18 protein-coding genes are annotated in these 21,674 nt (G+C 64.2%); 6 read left to right on the top strand and 12 right to left on the bottom strand.

Annotation, left to right across the window (positions count from 1 at the left end; all coding sequences use genetic code 11):
* Positions 1-84 precede the first annotated feature (84 nt).
* Positions 85-1,908 (bottom strand): strawberry notch C-terminal domain-containing protein, encoded by a 1,824-nt coding sequence (locus ACM608_RS00505; protein ID WP_419680977.1) that lies wholly within the window; start codon positions 1,906-1,908, stop codon positions 85-87.
* Between the two features lie 159 nt (positions 1,909-2,067).
* On the opposite strand from ACM608_RS00505, the gene ACM608_RS00500 reads away from it, so the two are divergent.
* On the top strand, positions 2,068-3,372 hold the full coding sequence (locus tag ACM608_RS00500) for a hypothetical protein (RefSeq protein WP_230280432.1): 1,305 nt from the start codon (positions 2,068-2,070) through the stop codon (positions 3,370-3,372).
* Here the strand turns inward: ACM608_RS00500 and ACM608_RS00495 are convergent.
* The 6 genes from ACM608_RS00495 to ACM608_RS00470 all read right to left on the bottom strand — a co-directional run bounded on the left by ACM608_RS00495 (position 3,362) and on the right by ACM608_RS00470 (position 10,747).
* Positions 3,362-4,378 carry a tyrosine-type recombinase/integrase gene (locus tag ACM608_RS00495; protein WP_419680975.1) on the bottom strand — a complete coding sequence of 339 codons (1,017 nt, stop codon included), beginning with the start codon at positions 4,376-4,378 and terminating at the stop codon, positions 3,362-3,364. The two genes, ACM608_RS00500 and ACM608_RS00495, sit on opposite strands and share 11 nt — an antisense overlap.
* A complete protein-coding gene (locus ACM608_RS00490; protein ID WP_419680973.1) occupies positions 4,375-5,289 on the bottom strand; it encodes a tyrosine-type recombinase/integrase in 915 nt (304 codons plus the stop codon). Before ACM608_RS00490 ends, ACM608_RS00495 begins: the two co-directional genes overlap by 4 nt.
* The gene (locus ACM608_RS00485; RefSeq protein WP_419680972.1) at positions 5,283-6,830 is read right to left on the bottom strand and encodes a tyrosine-type recombinase/integrase; all 1,548 of its coding nucleotides are present in this window, start codon (positions 6,828-6,830) and stop codon (positions 5,283-5,285) included. Before ACM608_RS00485 ends, ACM608_RS00490 begins: the two co-directional genes overlap by 7 nt.
* Before the next feature lie 145 nt (positions 6,831-6,975).
* Positions 6,976-9,426, bottom strand: coding sequence for a strawberry notch-like NTP hydrolase domain-containing protein (locus tag ACM608_RS00480; protein WP_419680970.1), 2,451 nt, complete (start codon positions 9,424-9,426; stop codon positions 6,976-6,978).
* 66 nt (positions 9,427-9,492) lie between these two features.
* A complete protein-coding gene (locus ACM608_RS00475; RefSeq protein ID WP_056383874.1) occupies positions 9,493-10,359 on the bottom strand; it encodes a DUF7146 domain-containing protein in 867 nt (288 codons plus the stop codon).
* A 61-nt stretch (positions 10,360-10,420) separates the two neighbouring features.
* Positions 10,421-10,747: a single-stranded DNA-binding protein gene (locus ACM608_RS00470; protein ID WP_007688082.1), complete on the bottom strand. Its 327-nt coding sequence runs from the start codon at positions 10,745-10,747 to the stop codon at positions 10,421-10,423.
* 666 nt (positions 10,748-11,413) lie between these two features.
* Here ACM608_RS00470 and ACM608_RS00465 point away from each other — a divergent pair.
* The 4 genes from ACM608_RS00465 (at position 11,414) to ACM608_RS00450 (ending at position 15,376) form a co-directional block, all read left to right on the top strand.
* The gene (locus ACM608_RS00465) at positions 11,414-12,502 is read left to right on the top strand and encodes a replication initiation protein (RefSeq protein WP_007688083.1); all 1,089 of its coding nucleotides are present in this window, start codon (positions 11,414-11,416) and stop codon (positions 12,500-12,502) included.
* Between the two features lie 195 nt (positions 12,503-12,697).
* Complete coding sequence (locus ACM608_RS00460; protein WP_419680967.1) at positions 12,698-13,900, top strand: AAA family ATPase; 1,203 nt, start codon at positions 12,698-12,700, stop codon at positions 13,898-13,900.
* Between the two features lie 47 nt (positions 13,901-13,947).
* A complete protein-coding gene (locus ACM608_RS00455) occupies positions 13,948-14,961 on the top strand; it encodes a ParB/RepB/Spo0J family partition protein (protein ID WP_013849890.1) in 1,014 nt (337 codons plus the stop codon).
* Between the two features lie 64 nt (positions 14,962-15,025).
* Positions 15,026-15,376 carry a hypothetical protein gene (locus ACM608_RS00450; protein ID WP_017183653.1) on the top strand — a complete coding sequence of 117 codons (351 nt, stop codon included), beginning with the start codon at positions 15,026-15,028 and terminating at the stop codon, positions 15,374-15,376.
* 44 nt (positions 15,377-15,420) lie between these two features.
* Here the strand turns inward: ACM608_RS00450 and ACM608_RS00445 are convergent, their stop codons facing one another.
* The 3 genes from ACM608_RS00445 to ACM608_RS00435 all read right to left on the bottom strand — a co-directional run bounded on the left by ACM608_RS00445 (position 15,421) and on the right by ACM608_RS00435 (position 17,765).
* A complete protein-coding gene (locus tag ACM608_RS00445; protein ID WP_013041559.1) occupies positions 15,421-16,104 on the bottom strand; it encodes an RES family NAD+ phosphorylase in 684 nt (227 codons plus the stop codon).
* Positions 16,104-16,502: an antitoxin Xre-like helix-turn-helix domain-containing protein gene (locus ACM608_RS00440; protein ID WP_015449223.1), complete on the bottom strand. Its 399-nt coding sequence runs from the start codon at positions 16,500-16,502 to the stop codon at positions 16,104-16,106. The genes ACM608_RS00445 and ACM608_RS00440 overlap by 1 nt, the downstream gene beginning before the upstream one ends.
* Positions 16,503-16,598: 96 nt before the next feature.
* A complete protein-coding gene (locus ACM608_RS00435; protein WP_419680964.1) occupies positions 16,599-17,765 on the bottom strand; it encodes a hypothetical protein in 1,167 nt (388 codons plus the stop codon).
* A gap of 146 nt (positions 17,766-17,911) precedes the next feature.
* Between ACM608_RS00435 and ACM608_RS00430 the strand changes: the two genes are divergently transcribed.
* A complete protein-coding gene (locus tag ACM608_RS00430; RefSeq protein WP_013039113.1) occupies positions 17,912-19,150 on the top strand; it encodes a site-specific integrase in 1,239 nt (412 codons plus the stop codon).
* Positions 19,151-19,464: 314 nt separating this feature from the next.
* Here ACM608_RS00430 and ACM608_RS00425 read toward each other — a convergent pair whose 3' ends face one another.
* Together ACM608_RS00425 and ACM608_RS00420 are read right to left on the bottom strand one after the other, a co-directional pair.
* A complete protein-coding gene (locus tag ACM608_RS00425; RefSeq protein ID WP_086491602.1) occupies positions 19,465-20,343 on the bottom strand; it encodes an AAA family ATPase in 879 nt (292 codons plus the stop codon).
* Positions 20,270-21,670, bottom strand: a complete 1,401-nt coding sequence (locus tag ACM608_RS00420) for a Mu transposase C-terminal domain-containing protein (protein WP_086491601.1) — start codon at positions 21,668-21,670, stop codon at positions 20,270-20,272. The genes ACM608_RS00425 and ACM608_RS00420 overlap by 74 nt, the downstream gene beginning before the upstream one ends.
* Between the last annotated feature and the right edge of the window lie 4 nt (positions 21,671-21,674).

The raw sequence follows: 21,674 nt of genomic DNA, 5'->3' as shown, positions 1-21,674 counted from the left end.
ACCTCGTCGGCCGGCTTGAGCCACTCAGGCCCACCCGGCCGAAGGCCCCCTCCCCTCTCTTCGGTCGCTTGGCGCGGCCGCGGGTCAGTCCGTGATCCTGGCGAGGATCTCGAGGGCGCGGCTCGGGGGAACGAACAGCCGCGTGCGGTGCTGGATGATCTCGGTGAAGCAGCCCGCCGCCTTGAGATGCGGCAGCGCCTCGGGCTTCCAGTCCAGCAATTCGAGGCGTTGATCGCCGGCGACCAAGGCGCGCTTCAGCCGCAGCGCTCCGATCGGCATGATCTCGCCCGAGGTGCGGACGTGCTCGACCCGCGCGCCGAGGTCGATCTCGACATGGGCCGCGATGCCGAATGCGCTGGCAATCCGCTCAACCAGCGGCGCTGGAATAAGACGCCCGAGAAGCGACTGGCCGTCATCGCTCGTCAGCCGCCAGACCTGGACATGATCGTCGGGCAGCTTGCCCCACACCGGAAGCAGCAGGCCAGTGACCAGATAGATGATCTGCGTGCGCGTCTGCGCCGCCATTGCGTCGCATTCGGCCTGCCAGGCTTCGTCGAAGCTCGCGCGGTCCACGTCGGTCCAATGGGTTTCGGCGAAGAGGTCCTGCCTGTGCCGTTCGGTGCGCGTCGGCCGCACCAGCTCATAGCGGCGCACGGTCCGCCCCTCTTCGTCCGTCAGCGAGAAGGTCGGCCGGCAAATGGCGGCCTTGCCGGAACGCGGGTTGATCAACCCGCGCGCTTCCGGGTCGGCCAGAAGCCAATGCGCTCGCTCCAGGGTCAGCGGCCGATATCGCTCCTCGGTTTCGATACGCAGGATCTCGGTTTCGGCGCCGCTCACGGGATCGCGCCGGATCACCGTCCGGTCGAGGATCGAAATACGGTCGGCCGCGATCGTTTCGACGCCAAGATCGAGGGTGCCGGCCTCGCGTGCCTTTTCCACCCGTGCTTCGATCAAGCCGAGATATTCGTCGAAGATCGCGTTCTGCAGGTCGATGCGCAGCGCCAGGATGCGGTTCAACCACCGCTGGATCGTGGGCAAGGTCTCGGTGAGCCCCCCGCCCTCCCCGGCCAGGTTCAAACCGGTGAGCGCCTGGAACTGATCGAAGTGGACCGATTGGAGTTTTGCCTGGAACAGCAGGCGAAACCACTGGTCGAGCGATTCCCGCGCGAAGTCGGACTCCAGATTGTCGCGGGGGTCGAAAAGTCCCTGCCCGCCGGTCTGGCGTTGGCCACGGGTCAGCGCGCCCAGGCTGTCGAGGCGCCGGGCGATGGTCGAGATGAACCGCCGTTCGCCACGGCAATCGGTGGAAACGGGCCGAAACAAGGGCGGGCAGGCTTGGTGGGTGCGGTGCGTGCGGCCCAGCCCCTGGATCGCCGCGTCCGCGCGCCAACCGGGCTCGAGGAGATAGTGAATGCGGCGGCTCTGATTGGGCGCGTCGAGGCTGGCGTGGTAACTCCGCCCCGTGCCGCCGGCATCGGAGAAGATCAGGATGCGCTTTTCGCCGCGCATGAAGATGTCGGTCTCCGCGAGGTTCGTGCGCGCGCTGCGCCGTTCGATCCGCTGACGGCCGTCGGCATCGACGACGATCCGCCGGCTGCGGCCCGTCACCTCGGCCACAGCCTCCGTCCCGAAATGCCCGATGATGTGATCGAGCGCCGAGCCGACGACCGGCAGCGCACAGAGTTGCTCGAGGAGCTGGTCGCGCATGGCCATCGCTTCCCGGCACAGCACGGGCTGCCCGGCCTCGTCGATCATCGGTTCCGAGCGCACCGTGCCGCTATCGTCGGTATAGGTGCGCATCTGGCGCACGGGAAAGGCCGCGGTCAGATAATCGACCAGGAATTCTTTGCAGTCGCAGTTTATGTCGAGCGTGGTGGCGGGAGGCGCAGGTTTCCTTCGGTTTTCCATGATTTCACTCCAGATAATTGCCTGACAAGGTTGAATGCTGGGGCCGTTAGGATTGTCGGCACCGCTGGAATGGTGCAGGTTGTAGAAGATCCCCGAGGCAGTCGTTCGTCGCTTTCAATCGAGGTCCCGATGCAAGGCTGTCCGCCATGGAGATATGCCATGCCGAGCAAACTGCCCAAGCGCCCCATTATCGTTTTTCTCGCAGGGATTTTTCTGGGCTTGCCCGGCGTCGCATGTGCAGTGACATTGACGTCATTAAAAGGCATGGATCTCGAAGGAAGCTATGGCTCGTATGCGCCGCGTGGCGATTGCTCCCGAGGGGCGAGCCTTGAGATCAACGAAACCGGTTTTACTTTCAAAGCGTCTGGTCAGACTGTAAAAAGCACCCGGTTTGAGTACGCGGCTTCGTTTCTTGGCCCGACCTATGAAGGCATTAGCGCGGTCTTTTTTCCTTTTCCTGTCAATGCCAACGATTTCGGACGCGTGATCTTGACGGTCAATGACGACGAAAAGCGAGGCGTAGTCCGCCTTGAAGCAGACGTCGCGCCGGGACAGCGCCTGGATCCGTTCAAGTCAGCGCTCGTGTCGCAATCCCCATTGCTTTTGTGCAATGGGTCTGGGCTGGCATCTGCTGCTTCAAAAGCACCGCTGCAAGCAAGGCCAGTCTTGGGAAAACCGACGCCGCTAACCTGGACCAATCTTGCCAGTTCCGTAGGGAAATTCCAAAGTGATTCCGATCCCAACGGAATAGATCTTTTGACAAGGGGTCCGATAGCTGACGCGATACGTTCGCGTTTGGGCCGCAAAACAGACCTGCTGGCCAGCAATCTTTCGGCGATATCCGGTCTCCAGCGACAAGGGTCTCTCTATTGGGTTACCGGAAATGCGCCGCATCAAGGCGGTGTAGAGCAAGCCTATGTTTTGCTTGATGCAAATCGCCGTGCTGTTCAAATTGGCCTTTGGGAAAAGGGAAAGTTGACGGTCTATGCGCCTCAAGGAGGCCGCTTGCCCGTGCCCCAGGACATTGCTCGCCTGCTTATGGACAGCCCACCTGAGGACGCAGTGCCGCTGCCTGGGACTGCTTGGGAGGTCGTGCCGGTCCAAGGCCGCGCCCCAATGGCCTATGTCGATGTAGCTGCGTCGCCAAACATCAAGTCGTTTAGCCTGTTTTGTGAAGGCAACCGCCCCATGATGGCCATGCTCCTTAACAAGCCCGCGACGGTGCCGCGCGTTACGGTTACATGGAATTTTGCTGGTCGATTAATTGACATTCCGACCGGCCGCGCTAACGCTCAGAGCACGTTTTGGCAGGCCAACCTCACTGGTTCCCAACTCATTCCGATGCTTCTCCGTCAAAACGGTTCGGTTATGCTGCGCATCAACGGCCGCCTCGAAGGCGAAGCTTTGTTGGCGGGAGCGCCACTGGCGCTTCGGACTGCGATGCGGAACTGTGTCAAATTTTGACATGACCTCCTGCACGTATTTCCTGAAGCATTGATAGTAGATCGTCGCTTTGCGGCTTGAAGCGCCCGGGCCTGATGGCAGGGGCGCCGTGCGACGCGAGAATTTGCAGCTTTTCCTCGGGATTAGCGCGCAAATAGGTCTCAGTGCTCTGGATGCTGGCGTGCCCGAGCCATAATGCGACCTTGCGAATGTCCCCGGTCGCCGCGAGCGTGTGCATTGCGCAGGAATGGCGCAGCACGTGCGGTGTTACGCGCTTGCCAAGGATCGACGGCTGCTTCTCTGCCGCGCGCTTGACGTGCTCCGCCAAACGGAACGCAAATCCGTCGCGGGTCATGGGTTGCCCGCTGGCATTGAGGAATATCTCGGCAGCTTGCGCATCGGGGCGGATCGCAAGCCACGCGCGCAATGCGAACTGAGTCTCCTTCCAGAGCGGGAGGACCCGTTCACGCCGTCCCTTGCCCATGATGTGCACGGTGGACAGGAAGCGGTCCGGGAAATCGCGCAGTTGTAGCGTTACGAGTTCCGACACCCTCAGCCCGCCAGCATAGGCCAGATGCAGCATTGCGCGATCGCGGGTGCCAAGGCGTGTCCGGGGATCCGGGGCGTCGAGCAAAGCCTTGATCTCTGCCCGGTCGAGGTAGTCGATCAGCGCCTTGTCGGTCTTCTTGGTAGGGATCGATCTGACGCGAAGGGCCTGATCCAGGCAGGCCGGAATACGATACTCGATGTAGCGGAAGAAGGACCGGATCGCGGCGAGCCTGCCATTGCGGGTCCGAACACAGCTGCCGCGACCGTTCTCGACATGGTCAAGGAAGGCCATGATCATGTCGGTGTCGAGATCCTCGATCTCGAGATCGGTCGGCCGACGCTTCAGCCGATCGGCAGCGAACTGGACCAGGAGGACAAAGCAGTTGGCATAGGTCTTCACCGTGTGCGGACTGACAGCACGTTCGCGCGGCAGATGTTCACGCAGGTAGATCGAGAGATGCGGAGCGAGTGCCGTCATGCCGCTTCTCCCCGGTAAAGTTCCTCGCTGGCGACAGCGATATCGCGCAGCAGCACCGGAGTGGCCTCGAGATACCAATAGGTGTTGGCTACCGACGCATGCCCCAGATATACGCTGAGTCCGGCCATGTGGTGTGCGATGGCTTCCCTGTCGCGCGGACAGGACTCAAGGGAACGCACGGCGAAAGTGTGCCGCAGGTCGTGTAACCGCATCCCGGCCGTTCCGGTCGGTCCGCGGTATCCGAGCTGCCGGGCCAGCCTGACGAACACCACGTGGGCGCGCACCTTGTGTGGTGCTCTCCCCCGAATGGTCACGAACAGGTCATTGCCCGTGGCGCCAAGCCTTGCTCGGGTGGCGAGATATGCTTCGAGCGCCTGACGGGTCGATGGCTGCAAGGTAATCAGCCGCTGCTTGCCGAACTTGCCGTTGCGGACGATCAGGCCATCCTCGACCAGATCGTTGCATTGAAGAGCGAGGGCCTCGGAAATCCGGAGACCTGTCGCCGCCAGCAAGCCGAACAAATAATGGTACGTGTATGGGCTGATCGTGTCTTGGGACGCAACGTCCAACGCCGCGGTCATGATCGCCCGGACCTGTTCCGGTTCGATGATGGTCGGGGTCGGGCGTGGCCGCTTGCCCCGACCGAAGACACCGACAGGCGGAACCTCGTAAACTGGATCATCGGCTTGGATAAAGCGGCTGAAGTTGCGAACGGTATCAAACCTCCGGCGGGCCACATTTTGCGAACTCGCCGTGTGGCACCAGTCGTAGATCCGCTGGACTTGGATGTGCCGGTCGCCGAATTCTTCGGCGTAGGCGGCGTACAGGCGCAGCATGCGTTCCTGTTCAGAGAACTTCCGCCCGAGGCTGCGATGCAGCGCCACGTATCTGGAAATGTGGATGTTCAGCATGACTGTTCTCCCGGCCAGGGCTGCGTGATCTTCATGAGCATCGGCAGATCGACCTTGGCGTAGATGGCAGTGGTCACGGGCGAGCTGTGACGCAGGATGGTCCCGACGGACTCCAGGCCTGCGCCTGCGCGCAGCAGGTTGGTGGCAAGCGAATGCCGGAATATGTGTGACCCGGTCGGCACTCCTTCGATCCCACCGCGGTCGCGCGTACGAGCGACGATGCCCGCGATCTCAGCGGACGAGCGGAATGGCCGAAACGGTGCTTGTGCACGCAGGAACAGATGCTTTTCGGCGGTCTTCGGGCGGGCTGCCGCGAGATATGCCAGGATCGCGTCGCCAACATCCTGCGGCAATGGCAGGCGGTCCGGTCGACGCGTCTTGCCCTTGACCGTCAGGTGGCCGGATCGCCAGTCGATGTCGTCGAGACGCATGTCCTGAATATCGGCAGCCCGCAGGCCGAGCCTGGCGAGCAGGAGAATGATGGCCTTGTCCCGGACTTCCACCGGACGATCTGTCGGACAGGCCGCAATGATCCTCTCGATCGTTGCCGTGTCGACATGGCGCGGCAGCGTCGAAAGGCGGTAGCGCTGCACTGATGGAACTGCATGCAATAAAGCCGGCCGGCACTCGCCACGCACGACCAGAAACCGGATGTAGCTCCTCATTATCGTGACGAGCAGCGATGCCGAGCCCGGCGTCTCCTTGCTTCGTCGTTGGAATGCGCTCCTGAGTCCGGCGGCATCCCATTGCGCAGGCTCGCCCAGCATTGGCATGAGCCGTCTGATATCAGTCCGGTAGCGCCGGATCGTCTCGTCCGTGGCGCCGCGGTGTTGCTTGAGCCATGCCAAGTAAGCCGACATGTGCGGGTCATCGTCCGCCACCGGTTCAACCAATGGGATGGCGCCCCGGCCTCGCAGGAACTCGACGAAGTGCCGTGCGCATCGCCACCGCCGCTTGGTGCCCGTTGCGACCAGCTTGCCCCGCTTGCGCCAGACCGGGCATCGGCAATCATGCGCTGCATAGTGGTCGATGATCGCGTCATCGATCTCGATCCATTGGCGCCGCGCCATGCGAAGCCAGGCCACGAAATGCTCGGCCTCGGACCGATAGGCCTGTGCCGGTCCCTCGGCAAGTTGCAGGCGATCGATCGCATCGGAATAGTCGGCGAGGTGCCGTGGCAGATCGTCGATCCCGTCGTCGACTTCGACGTAGCCTTGATCTTCCAGGAACCGGACGAAGCGCCTGACCCTTGCTGCTTGGTCAGCCTTGTAAAGCGCTTGCTGCGCCGAATACCGGTGGCACCGGCACCCATGCTTCTCGAACCGCCGGACAGCCCGATCGTCAATCGTGCGGATCGCGATCTTATGCAGGCCCAGCCAATGCAGGAAATGGCGGACCGCCGCGCCATACAGAACCGCACAGCCTGACTTCTCGTCGAGCGACAGAGAGGAGAGGAATGCGGTGAGAAGGGCGCCGTGACTGGGCGGGTCTTCGACCCGGAGCGGGGCCGCTCGAAACGGCAATGATGATCTTGATCGCATGTTGGTTCCTTCGACTTGTTGAGGTCGAGGGAACCGTAATTATCTGGAGTGAAATCATGGAAAACCGAAGGAAACCTGCGCCTCCCGCCACCACGCTCGACATAAACTGCGACTGCAAAGAATATGTGTAATGTTGAGCTCAATATTACACGTATTCGCGCGGGGACAGCTCGATATCGAGCCAGGCCCGCTCCTCGGGGGACAGGTCGGCAAGGGCACGATCGAGCATCGCTTCCGAGGTCGACACGAGCTGGACGACGGCGCAGTCGCCGCGCGCGAGATCGGCGGCGATCGCCGGGATCAGCGAGGGCAGCTTCATCGACAGCAGGATCTGGCCGAAGAAGCGTTGCTTGGTCGATTCGAAGATCGACAATGCCGCGGCCTTCGCGCCGCTATTATAGGTGGCACCGCTGAAGCCGTCGGTGACGCGCGTGGCGGCGAGCGCGGCCTGCAGATTGTTGTGAATGATCGCCCAGGCATCGGCATAGGCATTGTAGACGGCGATCTGTTCTTCGCTGAGCCGATGCTCGAGGATGTCATATTCGACGCCGGCGAAGCTGAGCGCCCGCGCGGCATAGAGGCCCTGCGCTTTGAGGTCGCGGGCGATCAACTCCATCGCCGCGATGCCGCCTCGGCGCAGGGATTCCACGAAGGCCCGCCGGTCGGCGAAGGCCGTCTGCGGTCCCCACAATCCGAGGCGTGTCGCATAGGCAAGATTGTTGACGTCCGAGGCGCCCGTCGCCGAGGCGTAGAGAATCCGGGCGCGCGGAGCGAGATTTTGCAGGCGGACGCCGGCGATGCCCTGCTCGGACCCTTTCGTGGCGCCGAACCGGCCCTCGCCGCCGGCCACCCCGGCCATTTCATGCGCCTCGTCGAAAACGATGACGCCGCTGAAATCCTCACCCATCCATTCGATCAGCTGGCGCAGCCGCGTGCCCCTGTCGCCGCGGTTGGAGCGCAGGGTGGCATAGGTCAGGAAGAGGATCCCATCGCCCAGCGCGATCGGGGTGCCGAGCTTCCACTGGTTGAGATGCTGGATGTCGAGCGGCAAGCCGCCAAGCGCCGACCAGTCCCGGCGAGCGTCTTCGACCAGCGTCTCGCTCTTGGATATCCAGAGGTGGCGGCGGTTGCCACGCAACCACTGGTCGAGGATGACGCCTGCCACCTGCCGCCCCTTGCCGGCGCCCGTGCCATCGCCAAGGAAAAAGCCGGTCCGATAGGCGTTACCGGCCTCTGCCGGCGACAGCGAAAGACCCTCCTCGCTGGATATGAACCGGCCGGGAAGATCGCGCTCGAACGCCGCGCCAGCGTAGATCAGCGTTTCGAGCTGCGCGTCCGAGAGCAGGCCGTCGTCCAGGATCCTGGCCGGCAGCACGGGTTCATAAGCGACCGGGGGTGCGGCAATCGATCCCATTGCCTGCGATTCGACTAGCGCGCTTGGGTGCTCACGAGCATCGGCAATCAGCAGACGGCTCGGCCGATAGGGCAGGTAAATCCCTTGCGGTTCGCCCGCGGGTGCGGGCGCGTCGAGACGGTGATAGGCGACCGCGCGGGTCGTGGGCAGGGTCACCGCCGCACGCGAGCAGACGGGGCGGGTCCGCCGCGTGAGGCCCCGGAACAATCCGCTGGGGCGGGAGATCGGCTGCGGCTGCGGCGCGCATGGGGTCGCCATCGCATCGATGGCCGCAAGCGCAGCGCCGAGCGTCGTGCAGGTCTGGCGCGGGACCGAGCCCCCTGCCCCGCCCTTTTCGAGGAGTATGAGCTGGACTGCCTGGCCGGTGCCGTGCTTGGCATAGGCATCGGGCGGCAAGTCGAGATGCAGCCGGGCATGCGCGCCCGCAGTGGCGTGCAGCCAATCCGCGTCCTCCGTCTCGATGCGGTCGGGGAGAATAACGGCGCAGCGCCCGCCTGGAGCAAGCCGCAACAGCGCGGAGCGCAAATGGCGAAGCGCGGCATGGCGATCGCGCGCGCGCCCCTGGCTTCGCGAGAAGGGCGGATTGAGGAGCACGACGCTCGGCACCAGTTGCGGATCGAGCATATCGTCGATCAGTTCGCCATCATGCGTGCTCAGCCTGCCTTCGGGAAAGGCGTGACGCAGCAAACGCGTGCGCCAGGCATCGATCTCATTGAGAAGGAGGCGCGCGCCGGCGAGATGGGCGTGTACGGCCAGGAGGCCGGTCCCGGCCGAGGGCTCGAGCACGATATCGTGTGCCGTGATCGCGGCTGCCTTGGCGGCAAGGAAGCCGATCGGCGCCGGTGTCGAGAATTGCTGGAACGCGATCTGCGTTTCGCTACGTACGCTTTGCGTGGGAAGCGCCGCCGTCATAGCGATCAGCTGGGCGAGCCGCGCATTCGCATCTGCCGGGAGCGTCGCGTTCTTCAGATGGAGGACCTGCGCGAGTTCGAGCACATCGTAGGCGTCGCGCAATGACCACAGGCCATCGGCGCTCGAGCCACCGAAAGCGGAGGTCATTTCGGCAAGGAGGTCGTTACGTGCAACCGGACATCCTTCGGACAGCCGGTCGGCTATGCCTTGAGCAGCGGTACGGGCGGGATCATCGAGCGGCAGCGTGAGCGCGAGGGGGTGTGTGGCCATGGGGCATCTCCAAGTCTGACACCTGGCATCAGCGCCAGGTCATCAGCCGGAAGGCTCCCTCCCCTTTCAGGCCGCCTCGGCGGCCCGGCGGACACGCCAAGCATCATTCCAGTCCGCGTGCCGTTCCGGCAGCCGGAGCACCAGTTCGCGTCCATTGGCTGTGAGATGGGGGCGGGCCTTTTTGAGCATGGCGGCAGCGGCGGCACCGCGATCGCCATAGACGATGATACGCTTGACCCGTTCGGGGATGGCGACAAGCCCAAGGCGTTCGACCCCGCCCAGCGCCCAGGTGGGCGTTCCGAACCAGGCCATTGCTGAAAGGGCGTCCTCGATGCCTTCGGCAAGGCCAAGCTCCTCGCCGGCCGGCGCCAGACGAATGGCCGCGTCGCCGAGAAGGCCAAGGGCAATCTTCGGCTTTGGCATGGGTTTGTGCAGGATGTCGGCGAGATCGAGGCAGGTCCGCTGGACGGCGACAACCCCCAGATCATTCTCGACCGCGGCGATCATCGCCGGAAAGAACCGGCGGCGCTCACCGGCCCCGACGATGGTGCGCGGGTTGTAGCGCAGGCAACGCGGATAGGGAGGCGGCAGACCGCGCGCCGCCAGATAATCGGCCGCTGGAGATCCGGCGATGGGCTGGCTCGCCTTCCATAGGCGAAGTGCAAGAGCGCGATGGTCCGCGGCCGCCTTCGGGCGCGGCATTGTGAGCGGCTCCGCATCGTGAAGTTTGCGCCGGCGCAAAGCAGCCAGAACATCGCGCGTGTCGCAGCCGGCAAAGCAGTGGAACAGGATCGCCCGCTCGCCCAGGCGTACCGACAGGCTGGGACCATGGTCGTCATGTGCCGGGCAACGGCATTCGCCGCGCGTACCGCGCCAGATCCCACCCAGGGCTTCGACAATGGCTTTGGCGCGATGGGGAGCAGCTATGGGCATCGACTAATCCTCGGAAGTGGTGGAGCGCCGCTGCTGATTGCGCCCTCCCCTCCCCGGTATTTCACCCCGGCATGCCTTTGGGTGCCAGGATCCCGAATTCCTCGACGATGCGATCGGTTGTGTAGTGCGTCGCGCCGTCGCGTTCATAGGAGTTGTCCTTGAGCCGTCCGGCTATGCGCACGAGATCCCCGACTTGAGCCCGGTCGGCGATATGTTTTCGCTGGCCTTCGCTGAAGACGCTCACGCGGTTCCAGTGGCTGTCTTCCTGCCATTCGTTATCGTCACCCTTGCGGCGATAATTCGCGCAGACCGACAGCAGGGTGACTTTCGGCCGCGCGTCGATTTCCCCGATCCGGCCGATGATCTCGAACTTGGCGAAGTTGATCATGCACCCTCCATGCGCAAGGTCATTTGGCCGGCAGCCTATCGTGGGCGGCTAACTTCGCGTATCCCTCCAGGCGGGGGGATTGAACGATTGCATCAGGCGCGACGCCGATCTCTTTCTCAAAATAAAAAGAATCAAAACGCCGCTGCTCGCAGCGGAAGCTTTTCCGATTCAAAAGGATTCAGATTCAGGAGGCCGAAAGCACCGCATTTCTGCGGGTTTGAGCAAGCTTATCCTGACCGGACGGGGGATTTTGCCTGCCCTTCCGGGGGCGCTTCCCTGACCGATCGGGGGATGCAACCTGACCTGCTGGGGCCTTCCTGACCGTATGGGGGCCAGCTTCCTCCTGGAGTGATTCGCTCGCCATGGCGTTCGTCAGGGACTTTCTTCGGCGTCCGCGCTGCCGTTTGCGCGGGTCCGGGCGCTTGGAAACGCGACTCGCCGCACTTCCTCATGTTTTGCTGCTTCGGAGCGAAGTTCCATCCTGACCTCTTGGGGGCCGAATCCGGTGTCTATCCTGCCCTGACTTGACGCGTAAGGACAGGTCAGGCAGATTTTCTCCCACGCTGGACGAATCGGCGCAGACTTCATGGCATGGATGACGAGCAAGCCCTAGATCACGCTGTAACGCCCTCCCCCACCGGCGATGACGCTTCTCCGGGACGGGCGATGCGGGTGGCTGCCGCCCTGCAGGCAAAGGGCGGTGACGAGTTCGCCAAGCCCGGCAGCATCGTCGAGGTCAAGTTCGTCAAAGGCCAGTCGCTTAGCCTGACTGCTTCGCGTTTGCTTGCGCTGATGATTTTGACCGCGGGCGGTGATGCCTGGGAGGACCGCCCGCACAAGATGCGAAAGGCGGACATTCGCCGCGGCCACAAGGGCAATGAGCGCATCTCGGACATGCTCGAGGAATTGCACCGCACGCTTTTCGCGGTCGACGACAAGTCCTGGCGCGGCAAGAAGGCGACGCTGCGCTTTTCGCTTATCTCATCGTCGCGCGAAGAAGCGGAAGACGAAGAGGGCGCGGACGCTGGGTGGATCGAGTGGGAGTTCACGCCCGAAGCCCGAAAGCTGATCCAGGAATCGGAGACCTATGCGGTCCTGAACCGCCAGGCGGTGCTCGGCTTCCGATCAACCTATGCGCTCAAGCTGTACGAGATCGGGGCGCTACGGCTGCATAGGCGCCAGTCGCTTTGGAAGGGCGACATGACGGCTCTGCGTGCGCTGCTCGGCATTGCGCCGGACGTCTACAAGGATTTCGCGCAGCTGCGCCGCAAAGTTCTCGAAAAGGCGAAGGCCGAAATCGACCAGCTCGCCCATTTTCGCGTGGAGTGGCGGGAGATCCGCCAGGGCAGAACCGTCACCGAAATCGAATTCCGCTTTGAGCCCAAGGATGCTCCGGCCCAAATCGCGACCGTGGATGAGATCGGTCGGCACTCTGCGGGCAGAAAGGCGCGGCGCGAGGACGAGGTGGAGACCGTTGCCGTCGAGGCTGTCACACAGGCGGCCGTGGCGGCCTTGGTGTCAAAGGATAAGGCTGGGGCAGGGGAGGTCACCTTCCCGAACGGCACGATCCGCTTTGGCTCGGACACGCTCGCGGCCATCGGCCGTTCGGCTGGCGGCGGTTGGGACATCGATCTCATTGCCGATGCCTATCGCGCGCAGATGGGCGAAAGGCTGGCGAAGCTCAAGGGCGCCAAGCTGATCGCATCCTGGACCGGCTTCTGCGAGAGTTTCCTGGCACGACGCGGGCGCCCGTGAGCCGAAATTGCACCGGTGCAATTTCGGGGTGAACTGCCCCCAAGGGGTCAGGTTGCGAGGGGGCGCAAAAGGTCTGCTGCGCAGATTGGGCAAGTTTCGCCCTTCGGGCTGGGCCGACTTGCGAAAATCAGCCTTAGATTGACCTAAAAGTGCAAATTGAGCTATGCCCCTTCTAGTTTCGCAAGGGGGCCTCTCTTGGCTGCATCACTCGATATTGAGGGCACGCAGGACCTGCTGTCCGTCTCAACGCTCGCACAACGGACCAGCTCTGTCCTCGAGCGGCTCCGCGACTCCGCGCGTAGTGCCCGGGCGGACGAGCGGCGCGAGCCGACGTTCCCGATTGGCAAGGCCGCGGAACTGGTCGGCCGAACCGCGGCGGCCATTCGCGAGGCCGAGAAGGACGGCCGCTTGCCGCCGCCTCCGCGAACCGAGAATAATCGGCGTGTCGGCTATACCCTGGCGCAGCTCAACGACATGCGGGGATTGTTCGGCACCCGGCCCTGGCGGGCTGCAACCGATCCGTGCTGTGTTGTCGCGGTGCAGAACTTCAAGGGCGGGGTGGGGAAATCGACACTCTCGGTGCACCTGGCCCAATATCTCGCGATCAAGGGCTACCGGGTGGCTCTCATCGATTGCGACAGCCAGGCGTCGGCAACCACGCTATTCGGCTATGTGCCCGACCTCGACCTGACCGAGGAGGACACGCTCTATCCATTCCTGCGGCACGACGACATGGAGTCGCTCGACTATGCTCTGCGCAAGACCCACTTCGACGGTCTGGAGCTTGTTCCGGCCAATCTGCGGCTGTTCCAGTCGGAATATGAAATCGCAGCGCGCATGGCGCGGGGGCAGGGGAACCTGATCGACCGCATGGCGCAAGGCATCGCGAGCATTGCCGATCGGTTCGATGTGGTGGTTCTCGATCCGCCTCCGGCGCTCGGCGCGATCTCGCTTTCGGTGCTGCGCGCGGCCAATGCGCTGGTGGTGCCGGTTCCGCCGACGGTGATGGACTTCTCGTCGACGGCGGCCTTCCTCGCCATGCTCGATGAGACCATCGAGACGCTGGCCGATCGCGGCTTGGCGCCATCACTACAGTTCCTGCGCTTTGTGGCGTCCAAGGTCGATGAGAACAAGTCGATGCAGAAGGAACTGCTGAACCTGATGCGGACCCTTTTCGGTCACGCGATCGTCCGTACGCCGCTCAAGGATTCGGCCGAAATCGACAATGCAACGGCGCGGCTGATGACCGTCTACGAGCTGGACGGCCCGGTCACCAGTTCGGCGGTGCGCAACCGCTGCCTTGCCTATCTTGACGGCGTGAACAGCGAAATCGAGGTCGACATCCGGTCGATGTGGCCGAGCCATTTGACGCGGCTTCGCAAGGAGGGACTCGCCTGATGCGAGCAAAATTGCACCGGTGCAATTCCGGGTAGAAGGGGTGGATGATGAGCAAGAAGAACGCCAACTTCGCGGCTGATCTGGTCGCCGGAATCGACCCGGGGGCGCAAGCCCCAGCGGCGCGGCGCCCTGGCATCGGTGCGAGCGTGCTGGCGGGCCGGGAAAGCCGGCTTGCCGAATTGGCGACGGGCAGCGTCGTCTCGCGCACCCATGAGCTTGTCGATCCCGCGCGCTGCCGAATGTGGGCGGGGCATAACCGCGAATATGCGCTCCTCAATGAGGAGCGGTGCGCCGACCTCATCGAGAGCATCAAGGCGCAGGGCAAGCAAGAAATGCCCGCCATCGTTCGCCGCGTGAAGGACGATCCTGCCTTCGATTTCGAGGTGATTTGCGGCGCGCGCCGGCATTGGACGATCAGTTGGCTGCGCGCCCACAACTATCCGGATTTCCGCTTTCTCGTCGATATCCGCAGCCTTACCGACGAGGAGGCCTTCCGTCTCGCCGACCTCGAGAATCGGGCGCGCGACGATCTCACCGATCTGGAGCGCGCGCGCGACTATCTGCGCGCGCTCGACGCCTATTATGAGGGGCGCCAGAAGGTGATGGCCGAGCGGATCAATGTCACGGAAAGCTGGCTCAGCCGCTATCTCGACCTTGCCCGGCTGCCGGCGGAACTGATGGCGGCCTTCGCCCTTCCGCAGGATCTCAGGATCAAGCATGTCACCGCGATCAAGCCTCTCTTGAAACCGGAGGATCGGCGGCAGCGTGTGTTCGCCGAGGCGGGACGTCTCGCTCAGGTGCAGTCGGATCGTGCAGCACCGATGCCGGTCCCCGATATCATACGCGCCCTCGCTCTGGCCGCCGATCCCCCCAAGAGGTCAGGATCCCCCAAGAAGTCAGGAAAGCCGGAAACGATCGTGTCCGAAGGGGGGAAACCATTGCTGAAAGTGGAGGCGGTGGATCGTAAGGGTCTCAAACTTACCTTGCTCCCGCATGCCGGTGGTACGCGGGCTGAAGCGGAGGCCGCGTTGAAAGCGCTGCTCGATCAGCATTGGAGCTAGGACAATCTTCAGCGGTTCTGAGATGTGAGAGTTTTGTCTTCACATGTTGAATATGGACTGCCCAATGACTGCAGCCTTCCAGGATGACATTCGCGAGAATGAGATCATCGCGCCCCGTCGTCTGGCGGAGCGCCTGCGCTTCTCCATGGCGCATTTGGCTCGCGTTGCTCGCCTGGATCGTAAGGCCATGACTCTGTATCCCTCCGCCCCGACCGTGCAGATTAAACTGGAGGAAATAGCCCGAGTTATAACGCGAGCGGCAGAACTTGCAGGCGAAGAAGGCAAGGCGGTTATCTGGTTCAAGCATCAACCCCTTTCTGGAGTTGGGAAAACGGCTGCGGAATTGGTTGCGAATGGCGATATCGATATCGTCATGGAAGATCTCGATCGTATGGCTGCCGGGGTCTATTCCTGACAGGCGTCACTCAAGGCCGAAAGGTTAGCTTGTCCGCAGGACCTTTAGGCAAATGTCTTCTTCTCGTAGACGGTGACAATCGCCCGGCCATCCCAAACGTAGCACAGGTGCCGCTCCTGTCGGCTGTTGGCGAGTAGGCGAGGGCGGAACACCGCGGCGCACTCGCCGTCGGCGTCGCGCACGCTTTGGTACACGATGCCATCCGAACCTTGCTCACGCAGGTGTCGGCCAAGCGCCTGGCCGGCGGCATAGCTGTCCGGGGCGTAGAGGGCAGGGCGTTCATCGCGCAGGCCGCGAATATCGTGGAGCATGGCGTCCAGGTCGACCGCGTAGACGCGCATGTCGAGTTCCTGCGCCGGTTCGTGGGTGTACGCCATGAAGCGGGTTCGGTGATGGCGCGTCTCGGCAACCGCAGTCTCGATGGTGCTGGCAGCGTAGAACAGCCCGAAACTGCCGTCACAGAACCGGCTGCCATCGGGATTGAGGTGGGTGAACGCTGCCATGATCGCCGACGTGCCGGGCCCCGAGACCCGGTCCTCCGGGGGGACGAGAGCGAGGTCCCCGACCTCGTCGCGAAGCCGGTCATTGGTCATCGCCTCGATCGCATAGACCGCTTCCAGGTCGGCCGGGTCCGCGACATCCTCAAACAGCGATATGGGCGGGAACCGGCTTGCGACGATCCGGTAGCACGGTTGCCACCGCACTTGCGTCGTCGCAATGGCATCCATCAGCCGCGCTGCGCGTCGATATATTGGCGCACCACGTAGAGATCGGCGACATTGCCCGAGGCCATCCGCTCGATCGCCGGGCGTCCGGCGAACAGCGGCGCCTCATTGGGTTTGCGCACCCATTCGTTGGCGGTACGGGGCAGGAGCATCTTCAGCCCCTTGTAGATCCCCATGACATAGGAGATGCGCTCCAGCGCATCCTTGGGAATCGCCGCGACGGCGCCGCGCTTCCAGGTCTGGAAGGTCGAGCGGCTGTCGAGCCCGAGAAGCTTCATCTGCTCGGCTTCCTTGAGGCCCCAGGCGTCGGCAATGCGGAAAAAGGTGCGCAGCGCCGGACCGCTCAGATCCTTGCGGCTAGGCGCTTTGGCGGGGACGCCGGAATGGGCAGCTGTGGCCATTGGCCATCTCCTTCTTTCTCTGTCTATGTATGATATCTGTACATAACGTCAAGAGTGGATCAGTTTTCATACACGCCTAACGCGCGCGAGGCCGCGTCAGGGATGGCCAGAACTGCCGGCGAGCAGCCGGTCAATCTCGCCCATCGCCGCGTCGAACTCGGCGAGCGCTGGATGGGAGAGCGCGGGTGCGTGGTCCAGGGGTGCCGACACCCGATCCCTTCGCGGCGCTTCGGCGACCAGCAGAACCTTGCCCTTGATGCTCGCACGCCGCGCGAGGCCCGCTGTGACTAGCGCGTCGCCGATCGCATAGGTGCCGCGCCGGCTGACCCCGAACGCCGAGGCCATCTGATCGAGTCCGAGCGGCGCAAAACCAGCGAGCAGGATCCACACCTGCGGTGCCCGCGCGCTCGAGCGCAGGTGCCCCAGCTGCTCGCGCATCAGCGCCGCGCGCCGTCGCGCTTTCACGACCAGCTCTGCAAGCCGAGTAGCGCTGGCGCGGAGAGTGCGCGCTGAGACAATGGCGCGTTCGCCCGGCCAGAGCTGCGGCTGAAGCGCCTCAGCCGTCACCGCGCCGGGGCAGGGGAGGGCAAGCTGCCACGCGCCGCACGCGGTCAGCAGCCGCCCCAGCGCGGCATCGACCGCCCAGAGCGGGGTGCGCGGGGCGGCCTGCTCGATCGCCACCGCGCGCGGCCCAAGCGAGCGGATTTGCACCGCGCGCTCCAGCGGCGCGAACAGCGGATCGGCGCGCAGCAGCGCGTGGAGGCGCGCCAGACCCGCGAAGGGCAGGGGGGGCTCGTCATCCGCGCCGGCCTGTTTCACCAGCGTGATCGCTCTGCCGATCGCCTCCTCCGCCAGCGCGTCTTCGGCTTGCATCGGGCGGTCGGCCCCGAAGCGAGCGGCCAGAACGATGGTCTGCGCGGCATCGGCGAGCGGTTCCCACGGATGATGGCCGAGTTCGCCCAGCAGCGCGCGGACCAGCGCATAGGCGGAGCAGCCGGTGAGGGGCGTCTCTTGAGGGCCACGGTCGAGCCCGGCGAACCAGGCGTTGAATCGGTGTTCGGCATCGGCAAATCCTGCCTGCGCCAGGGCCGAGAGCAGCACCTCGCGCAGCAGCCCTACGCAGAACAGCCGTTTTTCGGTATCGGTGAGGCCGGCGAGGAGCCCGTCGAGCCGGCCGAGCGCCAGCGCGCATTCGCCTTGCGCGAGGGCGAGCTCCTCGGGCGGGACGTCGGTGTCGGCGGCGAGGGGATGGAAGCGCTCCATGCCGAATGTGTAGTGAATACCAAAACACTGCACAATCGCTCGGATGGTTGGTGAATGAACATGCGATAATTGCACTTATCACATAAGCAGATTTGACCGTTCTTTATAAGGTGGGCTACAAGCGCGGCTGAGGAGCGAGGCGCGTCGTGAGCACCGAAACCGCCCGGGAAGGGCCAGAAATCCCCGTAGCGCCGCCTGAGGCTGTCCTGCCGGCCGTCAGGGCGCCGGCCGACCTTGCGTGGACGATCGTGCAGATGCGCGCCGGCGAGCGCATCACCGTCAACGAGGGCCTGATCGCCGCCTATCAGGCCGCTTCATCGCCCCATAGCATCCGTGCGCTCAAGTCCGACGTCGAGGCGTTCGATGCGTGGTGTAGGCGCAACAACCGGATCGCGCTGCCGGCCACGCCCGAGACCGTGGCCGATTATCTCGACGCGCGGGCCGGGAAGGGGAGCCGGCCGGCCTCGCTATCCCGCTACAAGGCGTCGATCGCCAAGATCCACCAGCTGCTCGAGCTCAAGGATCCGACGCCGGCGCCGCTGGTGAAGCTGCGGCTCCAGACGGTGCGCCGCGAGAAGGGGGCTGCGCAGAAGCAGGCGCGGCCGCTGCGGTTCAAGGGCCCGGTGCGCGACGTCGAGCGCGACAAGGCGCGGGGGCTCAACATCCGCGCGCTGCTCGAGAGTTGTGGCGAGGATCTGCCGGGGCTGCGTGATCGGGCGCTGCTATCGGCCGCTTATGACACCGGGCTGCGCGCCTCCGAACTGGTGGCGGTCGCCATTGAGCATATTGAGGAGGCGATCGATCCCGAAGCGCGGCTGCTGCAGATTCTGCGTCATAAGGGCGATCAAGACGGGGAGGGGGCGACCGCCTACCTCAGCCCGCGCACCGTCGCGGCGATCGCGGCGTGGACCGAAGCGGCGGGGATCACGACAGGGCCGCTGTTCCGGCGGGTGCAGGTGCGGCGCTACAAGGCGCGGGCAGCCGTGCGCGGTCGGCCGATCGACAGCATCTCGGGCCGGGAGACGTGGGATCTGCGCAAGACGCTGTCCAAGCCGGCGGTGAAGGCGCGCGTCGAATATGACATCGGCACCGTGGCGCTGCACCCGGGCTCGATCGGACCAATCTTTCGGTCGATCATCGGCCGCGCGTTCGACCGTGGCGCGCTGCCCGATTTGACGGCGGACGATCTGGCGCGGTTGCTGAAGGGGATCAGTGCGCACTCGACGCGGATCGGGCTCAATCAGGACCTGTTCGCCAGCGGGGAGGATTTGGCCGGCATCATGGACGCGCTGCGGTGGAAGTCGCCGCGGATGCCGCTCGCTTATAATCGCAATCTCGCGGCAGAGCAGGGGGCGGCGGGGCGCCTTATGGCGAAGATTGGCTAGTCATGACGGCCTAAATAGGTCTTTGGATGATGCCGTGCGACCACACGACGGCGGCAGGTAGATCGAGGGATTTGCGCAGCGGCAAGAACCGGAGAAGGGAGGCTGAGCCCCCGGGGTCTTGAGCTACAACGTTAAGCCTAAGAAACGGGCAGGGGCCTGGTAGCGCGTAGTGTATGAGCGAAGCCACCATCGCTCAAACTCATCAGCACAGTCCAATTTCGAAGAGGAAACAAGAAAGTGGTTCCGGAAACGGTATGGATCTTATCCTGTGTAAACGCTCGCGCTAAATGGCGGCGTTCTGATCGCGCTATTTGTCAGTTGCCGGGTCCGATGACGAGGCAATCGCGCGCGGCCTGAACGATGTCAGCGGTGACCTCCTCGACGCGGTTGAGGGTCATGATCCGCCGCATCTGCGCGAACAGGCGCTCCATGAGCCGGAAGTTGCCGCGCGTGATGCGGATCACGGCTGCCTGCGCTTCGATCGCGTCGAGTTGGGCCGGGTCGAAGCTGATCCCGAAATCGCCGGCGTGGGTCGCGAGCAGCAGCCGCATTTCGGTCTCGGTAAGCGGTTTGAACTCGTGGACGAAGCCGATCCGCGAGTAGAGCTGGGCATAGCGGGCGAGGCGCTTCTCCAAGCCCGGCATACCCATCAGGATCAGCCCGAAGCCGTGGCGATCGGCCATGTCGCGGAGATGTTCGAGCGACTTTATGGTCAGGCGGTCGGCCTCGTCGACGATGACGAGGGGGCAGGCGATGCGGGCGGCGTCATGGGTGATTTCGTCCTGCGAGCCGCCCGCGACCGTCAGCCGGGCATAGCCCAGCTTAATGAGGTTGAGGCCCAACACCGCGTCGATCGTCTTGGGCGTGTTGCTGACCGACACGGTGTAGAAGACGGCGCGGCAGCGAGCGACCTTTTCGCCAAGGAGCGCGGCAATGGGACGGAGCGCGGCATATTCCCCCAGGTCGGGGAAGCTGGAAAACTCGCGCGCCGATCGCGTCTTTCCGACGCCCGGCCGGCCATGACACACGCCGATATAGCGGTAGTGCGCGCAGGCTTCGGCAAACTCGACGAACCGGGCATGGTCGCGGGTCGCCAGGAACGGCTGCTCGACCAGGAACTCAATCGTCAGCGGCGTAGAGCCGGAGCCCTCGGTAGGTGGTGGGCCGGGAAGCCGTATCCTCTTGGTCGCCATCGAAGGTCTCCGTGGGGGCAGGCACCTGCTTGTCGCGCTCCTTCGCGCCGCGCCGGGCGCGCTGGATCGCGCGCAACGACGGGTGCCCAGCGTGCTCGGAGCTGAGCGCACGGCAGACGAACCGGCCCTGGTCGTAGACGTGGATCTCGGTCAGGTCGCGGGGGTCATAGACCGCCTCGACCTGCTCGCCGACGAAGGCCGCGAGCGTGGGTTCGACATAGCGCCTGCCCATCAGACGGATGCCGTCGCGCAGCACTTTACGGGGCTTGGGCACGTGCACGAGCAGCATGTCGAGCTGTTCAAGGCTGTCGGGCATTGCGGGCAGGAACCCGCCCTTCTGCCAGCGCGTGATCGGCGGTTCGCCGGTGCTGCCATGCGGGCGACGATGATAGACGCCGCACACGAACGCCTCGAAGCGGGCGCGCAGCTCGTCGAGCGTGAGCACTGGCGCCGACAGCGGCTTGCCCGCGATCAGGTGGCCGGGCAGGTCGGGCAGGAACATGTCGTTGATGGTGCGGAACAGCCGCTCGATCTTGCCGCGCCCGCGAGGACGCCCCGGCAGCGAATGGATGAGGCGGATTTTGAGGGCGATGCACGCCTGCTCGATATGCTCGGAGATGAAATCCGAGCCGTTGTCGACGTAAAGCTGTTCGGGAATGCCGCTGACGATCCATTCGGGATTGGGCTTGCGCCAGATCGCCTGCCGCAAGGCGAGCGCCGTGTTGAGGGCACTGGGGGCATCGAGGCTGAGGAAGTAACCGGCGATGGCTCGGCTGTGATCGTCAACGATGACGGTCAGCCAAGGACGCACCGGGGTTCCGGCATCATCGAGCACGAGAATGTCGAGAACGGTATGATCGGCCTGCCACATCTCGTTCGAGGTCGCGGCTTCGCGCCGATGCACTAGCTCGTGCTGGTCGCGGTAGACGGCCGGATCGGAGGCTGCGGCGATCTGGCTTGCCGGTATCGCCCTGACGACACGCGCGACGGCCGCATAGCTGGGGGTTCGGTGTCCATGCGCGATGGCGAGTTCCTGCACCTTTCGGTGAATGGCGGCGACCGGGGGTCGCGGGCGCTTGGTGGCGAGAGTGCGGGTCAGTTCGACCAGATGTTCCGGCAGGTGCAGCCTGCCCCGATCGTTGCGCGGCAGACGCGCGAGACCGGCAAGTCCTTCGGCACGGTAGCGCCCGAGCCAGCGCTGCAACGTCCGCTCGCTCAGCGTGCCGGTGCGGGCGAGGTCCGCGAGCGGGATGCCATCGGCGAGGTGCGGTTCAAGGACGCGGTAGCGCTCGATCGCCAGCGGCGGGACAAGCGCCGGATGCGTCACCGCC

The organism is Sphingomonas sp. ID0503 (assembly GCF_048565625.1).
Classification (GTDB): Bacteria; Pseudomonadota; Alphaproteobacteria; order Sphingomonadales; family Sphingomonadaceae; genus JBLZUR01.
The sequence above is the reverse complement of the archived record's forward strand: the minus strand, read 5'-3'. Positions and strand labels throughout refer to the sequence as shown.

What these genes read in the sequence shown, in the direction of transcription:
- ACM608_RS00505 (WP_419680977.1), bottom strand. Translation starts at nt 1,908, where the DNA reads ATGGAAAACCGAAGGAAACCTGCGCCTCCCGCCACCACGCTCGACATA.
- ACM608_RS00500 (WP_230280432.1), top strand. Translation starts at nt 2,068, where the DNA reads ATGCCGAGCAAACTGCCCAAGCGCCCCATTATCGTTTTTCTCGCAGGG.
- ACM608_RS00495 (WP_419680975.1), bottom strand. Translation starts at nt 4,378, where the DNA reads ATGACGGCACTCGCTCCGCATCTCTCGATCTACCTGCGTGAACATCTG.
- ACM608_RS00490 (WP_419680973.1), bottom strand. Translation starts at nt 5,289, where the DNA reads ATGCTGAACATCCACATTTCCAGATACGTGGCGCTGCATCGCAGCCTC.
- ACM608_RS00485 (WP_419680972.1), bottom strand. Translation starts at nt 6,830, where the DNA reads ATGCGATCAAGATCATCATTGCCGTTTCGAGCGGCCCCGCTCCGGGTC.
- ACM608_RS00480 (WP_419680970.1), bottom strand. Translation starts at nt 9,426, where the DNA reads ATGGCCACACACCCCCTCGCGCTCACGCTGCCGCTCGATGATCCCGCC.
- ACM608_RS00475 (WP_056383874.1), bottom strand. Translation starts at nt 10,359, where the DNA reads ATGCCCATAGCTGCTCCCCATCGCGCCAAAGCCATTGTCGAAGCCCTG.
- ACM608_RS00470 (WP_007688082.1), bottom strand. Translation starts at nt 10,747, where the DNA reads ATGATCAACTTCGCCAAGTTCGAGATCATCGGCCGGATCGGGGAAATC.
- ACM608_RS00465 (WP_007688083.1), top strand. Translation starts at nt 11,414, where the DNA reads ATGCGGGTGGCTGCCGCCCTGCAGGCAAAGGGCGGTGACGAGTTCGCC.
- ACM608_RS00455 (WP_013849890.1), top strand. Translation starts at nt 13,948, where the DNA reads ATGAGCAAGAAGAACGCCAACTTCGCGGCTGATCTGGTCGCCGGAATC.
- ACM608_RS00450 (WP_017183653.1), top strand. Translation starts at nt 15,026, where the DNA reads ATGACTGCAGCCTTCCAGGATGACATTCGCGAGAATGAGATCATCGCG.
- ACM608_RS00445 (WP_013041559.1), bottom strand. Translation starts at nt 16,104, where the DNA reads ATGGATGCCATTGCGACGACGCAAGTGCGGTGGCAACCGTGCTACCGG.
- ACM608_RS00440 (WP_015449223.1), bottom strand. Translation starts at nt 16,502, where the DNA reads ATGGCCACAGCTGCCCATTCCGGCGTCCCCGCCAAAGCGCCTAGCCGC.
- ACM608_RS00435 (WP_419680964.1), bottom strand. Translation starts at nt 17,765, where the DNA reads ATGGAGCGCTTCCATCCCCTCGCCGCCGACACCGACGTCCCGCCCGAG.
- ACM608_RS00425 (WP_086491602.1), bottom strand. Translation starts at nt 20,343, where the DNA reads ATGGCGACCAAGAGGATACGGCTTCCCGGCCCACCACCTACCGAGGGC.